Consider the following 8,795-nt stretch of genomic DNA (forward strand, 5'->3'; position numbering starts at 1 on the left):
GGCCTTTATCACGAAATGGATAAAGGCTTGTAAAGCTGGCGTATCTCGTCTGCTGTGAGCTGCATAGAGCGGTACTCCTGCATGGCAGACTTGCCGAGGCTTGGTGTCGTTTGCGGAAGGATCGCGATCAGGACCTGTTTTCCTTCTTCCTTCAAAAGAACGTAGGGCACTTGCTTTTGTTTGAGGCCGTTCTCGAATTTGTTCCATTCGGTTTGCGGAACGGTTTGGAGCGTCAAAAGCTCGGCTTTATTTTTCCCGTTTTCCCCGTAGTAGAAAAAGCGGATGATGTGCGAATTGGCGTTGGGACTGGCGGCAATCGTGAATTTTCCGCTCCATTTTTCCGGTATTCTCAGATCGAGTCCCAGGTCATAGTTTTGGTAATGATCCTCTACATGCTTCAGCCCGGTCTTGCCGTCCCATTGAAAATAGGAGGAGATCCAGGGAATTTCGACCATGGCCAGCTCTTCTGTGCCGGGCGGCTGTGTTCTGGTGCCGATCTCGATAATGCCGTCCCCGTTAATATCCTCACTGTACAAAGGGTAGGGCTTGAAGGTCAAATCCATTTCGCCCTCGACTTTGACCAACGGGTTGTGCAAGGTGCCATTTTCCCAGAGGAGCATGTCGGTGGCGGCCGAGTGCGCCCCTACCCCGGCTTCGATGAACAGGGCATTTTGCGTAGGGGACGCTTTTCCGATAAGCGCTTGCTCGTATCCGTTCACATAGCCGTCCAGCGCGATCTCGGTCAGCTTGGCGATTTGGCCGTCTTTGGCCCCAAACAGCTCGGCTTTGGAGGTGAAATTGCTGTGGTCGTGCAGGACCAGGGCCAGTTCGGTCTGTTCGTCCCCGGTCAAGTCGCCCACCGCCATGACGGAGTAGGGCTGTTTCATCAGCTCCGCGGTTTTGTCGTCGGTAATCGAGTACACGGACAGCTCTCTGTTCAGACCGTCGCCGCCGCCCAGGCCAATCAGCATTTCGGGAATCTGGTCGCCGTTGAGATCGTGAAACGAGACGTAGTCCAGCTCATTGCCAATCCCGGTAAAGGAGGTCAGCTTTTGCCAGTTTCCTTGCTTTTGCGAAAGCACCAGCACGCCGATTTCGTAATCCGTTTTCTCCGACTTGTAAAAAGCGACGACCTCAGGGGTTCCATCGCCGTTCAGGTCTTGAAGAGAGACGGCGCTCGCCTCTGCGGGGTGGAGCGGCACAGCCAACTGTGAGCCCGCAGGCAAAAATTGCATGACAGCCTGATTGATCGATTTTTGATCGCCGTCAGCAGAGGGGGCGCGCATCAGTTCGTTAGGGGTATCTGCCAGGCCGCAACCGCTCACGAGAGAAGCGCAGATCGCGGCAGACAAAAGCCAAGCCTTTTTCATTTGTGATTGTTCCTTTCTGCAGCAGCTTCCGTTTGACTCTATTGTAGCCTGCCTTTTCGGCGAAGTTGTTGCAAATCGGTAAAAATGGCGAGAAAACTTAGGAATTATTTACTAGCAACATTTGACCTGTCCATCTCGTTTAGAGAGAAGAGAGGGAAGGAAAGACACGGGTGTAACAATCTGGAAAGAAATAGCATGCCCAATTACATAGGAGGAGAATATCATGAAACTTTGGCAAAGAACGATGGCAACAATCGTATGTAGCGGCGCTATTCTCATGACATCAGGACTGGGGGCCTCTCCGGTTCATGCGAATGCCCTTCCGTCACAGTCACAAACGTATGCTCCAGTTGTCCTGCTGCAACCGCAGCACAACATTCCGTTTTCCGTTCAGTTTACCGACGGGTTTCAAGCGAAAGTAACGAATTTGCGCACAAAAGCAGTCAGCACGTTTGATTTATCTGCCAATAAAACAACGTACCTGAATCAAGGGATTTATCAGGCCAACGGCAAGCTGCAAAAGCCGACGGACGGCTACGTGCAAAAGCTCGTGGAGCTGGTGCCATTTCGCGACGCCAAAGGCAATCTGCGCTGGATGGGCAAGCAAAATATTTGGGGAGTAAACAATCAGGACCATATTGCCGTGGCGACCAGCGTGTGGAATATCGTGGACCAAAAGCCGCAGTTGCTCGGGGTAACAGTGGAAAAAACCGATGTCGACAACTTGCCTTCGCCGGATGTTTCGATCAATAGCGGGTTCAGCATGAAAAGCGACAGTACATTTGTGCTGGATACGAAATACGCAGATGTGACAGGCGACGGTATCAAAGACCACATCTTTTTGGTAGGCGACAAGATGGGCATGTCGATGAACCAGACGGCCGAGAATTTGCGCGTTGTGGTTCGCGAAGGGAAAGACAACCAACAGACGTTCATTTCGGTGGGCACGCGCGACAAAGGTTTGCTGCCGAAGCTGCACGTGACTGACGGCAACAACGACCAGGTCAAAGATATTTTGGTCACGATGCCGACCGCCACAGGCAATGTGTACAGCCAGATTACATGGAAAATGAATCGTCCGACCCCGGTAGTGAGCCAGGACCAGTTGAACAACCGCAACCTGTATCAGCCGGTCATCGGCGCGTATGGGGAAGCGGTGGCGATGAAGCGGGTGAAGTAGCGTAAGGATCGACACAAGTGAAGCGAAGGCTTCGCTAAAAAGATGGGCGAAGCCTTTTTTTCTCCGTTATGCTTGACAACTTCCTTTCGCAAACGTACAATTATAGATGTGGATTTGCTCGCACGTTGTGTACGACTAAATCCACATGAAAATTAAGGCATTCTGTACGTAGCTCATGCATTGACCTATGAACAGAATGTCTTAATTTATTTTGACATATCGTCCGGTGATTTGGGATAGGGTAGGAATAGGTCGCACGTTGTGTACGACCGACAAGAGGAGTTCGCACGTTGTGTGCGTCCTCCTCTTTTTTATTTGTATTCCCAGATGATGAGCTTGGAGTCCAGATGTCGCGCATACACATCGAGGATGGCGGCCTGGTGTCGTTTTCGCGGAGGGAAGCCGTAACGATGCCGGAAATGAACAGAGGTGATGAAGTTAATCATATCAGCCAGTTGGATCAGGTTTCCATTATGATCGTGCGACAGCTTTACCTGAAGGTCGGGATACACCCTGCGATTGACCGGATTTCGCAGCGCGTCACGAAAATGGTTGAGCTCGCTCGGCTTGCCGTCGTCACAAATGACAAACGCATACGAGTCAGCACGGCTCAGCTCGTTGGAAAGGCAGCGAACAAGTTCCGTATACGCATGGATATGCATACGGTTATGGTTGGTTTCACGTGTCTGGGTCTGGTAAAGCTGTTTGTTGACTAGAGCAGCCACTACCTTTACTTCTGAAGCCTTCACTAAAGACAACAACTCTTCCACCACTTTGAAGCGTTGGCGATCCGATAAGTTATAGTAGAAATTTTCACCGTCAATAAACGCCTTTCCGTGGATTTCAAACTTCTTAAAAAAGTCGATATGTGGAAACTGCTCAGCGGGTATGCCGTGAATGGTGGCCTTTATATCTTTTTCCAGATTGTCTTTGATTTTCTGGACCTCATGATGCAAATGCACCTGGTAATGGATGGGGACCAGGATGCCCGCGTAGCAGAGAACGGGTTGATTTCTCATATCATTGAAGCCGTTGTTTCCTGATTCATCTGTGTAAAATCCGTATAAAGTCACATCTGCTCCTACTTTCCATTGCGACATAAATTGATTATAGCAAACGAAGAAATAAGAGCGGGCAGAAAAAGAGCGGGGGTGGGGTTATTTCATCATTACTGTGTTTAAACGTAATGATTACGATTTGTCTTGACAAGCGAAAGAGCATTGCGTTAGCATGTTTATTAAATCGTAATAATTACGTTTTGTAGCGCAAAGGAGATCAGCTTATGACCGATAAAAGAATCCCGGTAACCGTCCTGAGCGGCTATCTGGGGGCAGGAAAAACAACATTGCTCAATCACGTCTTGAACAATCGGGAAGGCATGCGCGTCGCCGTCATCGTCAACGACCTCAGCGAAGTGAATGTGGATGGCACATTGGTAGCGCAAGGAGGGGGCGTTTCCCGCGTAGACGAGAAGGTCGTGGAAATGTCGAACGGCTGCATCTGCTGTACGCTGCGCGAGGATTTGCTGACAGAAGTGGAGCGGCTGGCGCGCGAAGGACGGTATGACTACATACTGATCGAATCGACGGGGATCGGCGAGCCTGTTCCTGTCGCCCAGACCTTTACGTATGTCGACGAGGAAAACGGCATCAACCTGTCTGCCTTGACCCGGCTGGACACGATGGTGACGGTCGTAGATGCGTACCGTTTCTGGCATGACTTTTCCTCGGGAGAAAGTCTTCTGGACAGGGATCAGGCAGTGGGGGAGGACGATACTCGGGAAGTGGTCGACCTGTTGATCGATCAGATCGAGTTTTGCGACGTCCTCATTTTGAATAAATGCGACCGGGTAGACCCGGAAGAGCTGGAGCAACTGGAGGCAGTGCTGCGCAAATTGCAGCCAAAGGCCCGCTTTATTCGGGCGGTGCGCGGACAGGTGGACCCGCATGAGATTTTGAATACGGGACTGTTTGATTTTGAAACGGCCAGCCAGTCGGCAGGATGGATCGCCGAGCTGCAAAAAGAAGAGCATACGCCAGAGACGGACGAGTACGGCATTTCTTCCTTCGTCTATCGTGCGCGCAGGCCGTTTCACCCCGAGCGGTTTGGCGAGTGGCTGTCGGCCTGGCCGGAGGATGTCGTGCGGGCCAAAGGCTTTTTCTGGCTGGCGACGCGCAACGATCTGGCTATGACGCTCAGCCAGGCAGGGCCTTCGATCGAGGTCGGTACGGCAGGCTTTTGGGCGGCTGCGCTGCCTGCCGAGGAAAGGCAAGCGCTGTTGGCGGAAGAACCAGATTTGCAGCGCGCCTGGGACCCGGAGCACGGGGACAGGATGACAGAGCTTGTGTTCATCGGCATCGGCCTGGACCGGGAAGCGGTGACAGAGCAGTTGGATGCTTGTCTCTTGACGGATGAGGAGTACCGTTCGGACTGGGCCAAGCTGCCTGACCCGCTACCCACTTCCAGCACCGTCGTAGAGATGCAAGTGTAAGACAAAAAGGAGGAAATCGACATGCGCGTCAACATTACGCTGCAATGCACCGAAACAGGAGATCGCAACTACATCACGACCAAAAACAAGCGAACCAATCCCGAGCGGCTGGAGCTGAAAAAGTATTCGCCCCGCCTGAAGCGCCATACATTGCATCGGGAAACGAAGTAGACAACGAAAAGCTCTCCCTTGGCAGCATGTTGCTGTGGGAGAGCTTTTTTGGTGGGGAAGGGCAGGCCAGTGGGGCAATGGAACGGCAGCCGAGTTGGCAGTGGTGCCACAACCAAGCCGACTGTGCAGCCGCAACCGAACTAACTCCGAAAGCCAACCAACCACCTGCCCCCACGCCCCAGTCCTCATGAACCGCTCCGACTAGCCCAAATCCGCATAACCTGCTCAGCCGCCTGCTCCAGAAGCGCCGCGCTGTCCCGCATGGACTCATCCAGCGTCATCGGCCGATTGGCGATGCTGACGACGGCAGTGACGCCTTTTTCATACAACGCTTCGATCCCTTCGCCGATGGAACCCGCCAGCACGATGACGGGGATGCCGAATTGCTGCGCGAGCTGGGCTACGCCGCACGGAGTTTTTCCTCGGGCGGTTTGCGCGTCCACCTGGCCTTCTCCGGTGATGACGAGATCGGCGCCCTGCATGGCGCAAGCGAGGCGGGTTGTCTCCATGACAATCTGAATCCCCGCCCGCAGCTCGCCGCCGAGAAAGGCGAGAAGCGCCCCTGCCACACCGCCCGCAGCGCCTGTTCCCGGCAGATCGTGAATGGCGATTCCCCGGCTTTTCTCCATCACGTCTGCAAAATGGCGCAAATGCTCGTCCAGCGCGAGCGCCATTTCCGGGGTGGCCCCTTTTTGCGGGCCGAATACGTGGGAAGCGCCGTTTGGACCGACAAACGGGTTGGTGACGTCGCAGGCGATGACAAACTGACATTCAGCGAGCCGCTTGTCTTTTTGGCTGCAATCAATGCGGCTCAGGCGGGAAAGCTCTCCCCCGCCAAAGGGCAAGGGCTGATCGGCCTGGTCGAGCAGCCTGTAGCCCAAAGCTTGCAGCATGCCCGCGCCGCCATCGTTCGTAGCGCTGCCGCCGAGGCCGAGAATAAAGCGGCGGCAGCCCAGGTCGAGGCCAGCTACGATCAGTTGCCCGAAGCCGTAGGTAGTGGTGCGAAGCGGGTTGCGCTCCGCTTTGGAGATGAGATACAGGCCGGAAGAGGCAGCCAGCTCGATCACGCAGGTAACGCCGTCGCCGAGAATGCCGAACTCGGCGGCAACAGGTCGGCCGAGCGGGTCTTTGACGGTGGCCGTCATGATTTTCCCATCAGTCGCGTCGACAAGGCATTGCAGCGTACCTTCTCCGCCGTCTGCCATCGGTTTGGCGACGATATCGGCGTGCGGATCGGCGCGACGTATGCCTGCGCGAATCGCTTCGCTGACTTGCTTGGCAGTGAGGCTTCCTTTGAAAGAGTCCGGCGCTACGACGACTTTCATGCCGGGCACCCTCCTTTGCATGGTCTGATCCTTTTCGACAGCAGCGAAAAAAAGCTCCTGCGTGTTCGGGAACCATTTTTCTCCATCATAAACCGAAACGGCACAGATTGCGAAGGATGTCCAAATGAAAAAGGCTGCTCCAACGTCATCTGACGTGGAACAGCCCGGCTTGTCGCCTATGCGTTCTTTTTCATCAAAAGTTGCTCTTCCTGCGTGTTTTTGTCCGCGAACAGCCATTTCATCATCGGCGGGGTGACAATCGTCGTCACCAGAACCACGACAATCAGGACGGCAAACATGTCGTCAGACAGCAGGTTGTTTTCCAAACCAATCGCCGCGATAATCAGCGCCACTTCGCCACGCGATATCATGGCAGCGCCGATGGCGAGCGAATTTTTCCAAGGGAAGCCGGTGAGTTTTGCGCCGATGGCACCGCCGACCAGCTTGGAAACAATGGCGATCACGCTCAACATCGCAATCAGCCACAGATTTTCCACGATCCCGGAAAATTGGGCGGTGACGCCGATCGAGGTGAAGAAGACGGGCACAAAGACGGCGTAGCTGATCGTTTCTACCTTGTGGGTGATTTCTTGCTTGTAGCCGGTGAGGCTGATCGCGACACCCGCAATATAGGAGCCGATAATGGCGGCAACGCCCGTGTACTCGGCAAAGTAAGCGAACAGGAAGCAAATAATCAGGGCTGCGGAGATCACGGACTCGCTGACTTGCAGCGGCGCGAATTTTCGCAACACCCACGGGACGACTTTCCAGGACAGCAAGATCACGATTGCGAAAAACGCGAGCTTTTTCGCAATGACCAGGCCGAGGTTCACATCGCCGCCAGCGAAGCTCATCAAAAACGCCAGCGCCAAAATGACGAGCACGTCGTCAATGACGGCAGCCCCCATGATAGTTGCGCCCTCTCTCGATTTTAGCTTGCCCAACTCTTTCAGCGTCTGTACAGAGATGCTTACGCTGGTGGCCGAGAGCAACAGTCCCAAAAAGAGAGCCTCAAACGAAGAAAGCCCCATCGTAATCCCGGCGACGTAGCCGAGTGCCAAAGGCGCGATGATGCCGGCCACGCCAACGCTGGTGGAGGACTTCGCGGTGCGCTTGAACTCGTCGATATCGGTTTCCAGTCCGGCGATGAACATGAGCAGGATGACGCCGATCTGGCTGATTTCTTTCAAAATTTCCGTGTCGGTCACCAGCCCGAGCACGGTTGGGCCGAGCACGATCCCGATCAGCAGTTTCCCCAAAACGGACGGCTGTCCGAGGCGCACGCTGATGTCTCCGGCGATTTTGGAGGCGATCAGGATGACAGCCAGTTGAAAAATAAGCATGCGGTTTCCCCCTTTAATCTGTGTGTAAGATGCAAAAAGAGCCCGTAATCACGGGGTTTTCTTTTTGTCGGCTGAAAAAAGACAAAAAGAACCCTATGATGACAGGCTCCTCCATTAACAAAGCGAATATTCATTTGCGTTATGATGACATTTTAACATAGCGCCCGTAAAAAGTAAAGAAATGCTTGCGGGCTGGTCGTGTGCATGTCATGATGAGAAGCAAAAACAGGAGGCGAGCGATGGTGAAAATCAGCAAGCATAATGCGGAGCACTACATATGGGGCGACCACTGCGATGGCTGGCATCTGGTCAAGGGGACGGAGCTGAGCGTCATTTTTGAGCGGATGCCGAGAGAAACGGCTGAGGTGCGCCACTACCACGAGCGCTCCCGCCAATTTTTCTTTGTGCTCTCTGGACAGGCTGTTCTGGAGGTGGAGGGCGTTCGCCACGAGATCGGCCCGCAGGAAGGAGTAGAAGTGCCGCCGGGAGCACGGCATCAGATGAAAAACGAGAGCGGCGAAGACGTGGAGTTTCTCGTCATTTCGCAGCCGACCACGCGGGGAGATCGCATCCAGGTGGAGTAGCCGGTTTGGCGAGGGCGAGGCAGCAGCGAGCGGGGAAAGGGCAGGAAAAGCACAGGAAAAGCACAGGCAAGCACTAGCGAGCGCATGAAAAGGAAAAGACTCCTCTCCTGCCTCAGCCTACCTGCTCTTCGCCCCTTTATGCCAAAACAAAAAGCCTGACTGTCATCAGAAACAGATGGTATTATCCCCTCATGGTAGACAGTAAAAAAAGACCTCATGGTATGATGAGATCAACACTGTTGACCGGAGGGGATTTTCTTATGCCGCCACGTAAAGGGCAAAAACAGCAGCAATATGACGAAGCAACGAAGAGCGAAGCAGTACGTTTGCG

8 protein-coding genes are annotated in these 8,795 nt (G+C 53.8%); 4 read left to right on the forward strand and 4 right to left on the reverse strand.

Features of this window, described 5'->3' with window-relative positions; genetic code table 11:
* Nucleotides 1-8 precede the first annotated feature (8 nt).
* On the reverse strand, nucleotides 9-1,370 hold the full coding sequence (locus AC27IT_RS22240; RefSeq protein ID WP_005833299.1) for an FG-GAP repeat domain-containing protein: 1,362 nt from the start codon (nucleotides 1,368-1,370) through the stop codon (nucleotides 9-11).
* Between the two features lie 223 nt (nucleotides 1,371-1,593).
* Here AC27IT_RS22240 and AC27IT_RS22245 point away from each other — a divergent pair, with 223 nt between their 5' ends.
* The gene (locus AC27IT_RS22245) at nucleotides 1,594-2,550 is read left to right on the forward strand and encodes a hypothetical protein (protein WP_221843246.1); all 957 of its coding nucleotides are present in this window, start codon (nucleotides 1,594-1,596) and stop codon (nucleotides 2,548-2,550) included.
* A gap of 311 nt (nucleotides 2,551-2,861) precedes the next feature.
* On the opposite strand, the gene AC27IT_RS22250 is transcribed toward AC27IT_RS22245, so the two are convergent.
* A complete protein-coding gene (locus AC27IT_RS22250; protein WP_005833303.1) occupies nucleotides 2,862-3,623 on the reverse strand; it encodes a DUF3800 domain-containing protein in 762 nt (253 codons plus the stop codon).
* 209 nt (nucleotides 3,624-3,832) lie between these two features.
* Here AC27IT_RS22250 and AC27IT_RS22255 point away from each other — a divergent pair, with 209 nt between their 5' ends.
* Together AC27IT_RS22255 and rpmG are read left to right on the forward strand one after the other, a co-directional pair.
* Nucleotides 3,833-5,041, forward strand: coding sequence for a GTP-binding protein (locus AC27IT_RS22255; protein ID WP_238504227.1), 1,209 nt, complete (start codon nucleotides 3,833-3,835; stop codon nucleotides 5,039-5,041).
* 21 nt (nucleotides 5,042-5,062) lie between these two features.
* Entirely contained in the window at nucleotides 5,063-5,212 is a 150-nt protein-coding gene (gene rpmG, locus AC27IT_RS22260) for a 50S ribosomal protein L33 (RefSeq protein WP_005833307.1), read from the forward strand.
* 185 nt (nucleotides 5,213-5,397) lie between these two features.
* Here the strand turns inward: rpmG and AC27IT_RS22265 are convergent, their stop codons facing one another.
* Together AC27IT_RS22265 and AC27IT_RS22270 are read right to left on the reverse strand one after the other, a co-directional pair.
* On the reverse strand, nucleotides 5,398-6,537 hold the full coding sequence (locus tag AC27IT_RS22265; protein WP_007782658.1) for a glycerate kinase: 1,140 nt from the start codon (nucleotides 6,535-6,537) through the stop codon (nucleotides 5,398-5,400).
* A 176-nt stretch (nucleotides 6,538-6,713) separates the two neighbouring features.
* Complete coding sequence (locus AC27IT_RS22270) at nucleotides 6,714-7,880, reverse strand: cation:proton antiporter (protein WP_025845777.1); 1,167 nt, start codon at nucleotides 7,878-7,880, stop codon at nucleotides 6,714-6,716.
* A 239-nt stretch (nucleotides 7,881-8,119) separates the two neighbouring features.
* On the opposite strand from AC27IT_RS22270, the gene AC27IT_RS22275 reads away from it, so the two are divergent.
* Nucleotides 8,120-8,464 (forward strand): cupin domain-containing protein, encoded by a 345-nt coding sequence (locus tag AC27IT_RS22275; RefSeq protein ID WP_005833313.1) that lies wholly within the window; start codon nucleotides 8,120-8,122, stop codon nucleotides 8,462-8,464.
* Nucleotides 8,465-8,795 lie beyond the last annotated feature (331 nt).

Source organism: Brevibacillus sp. YAE8 (genome assembly GCF_057543335.1).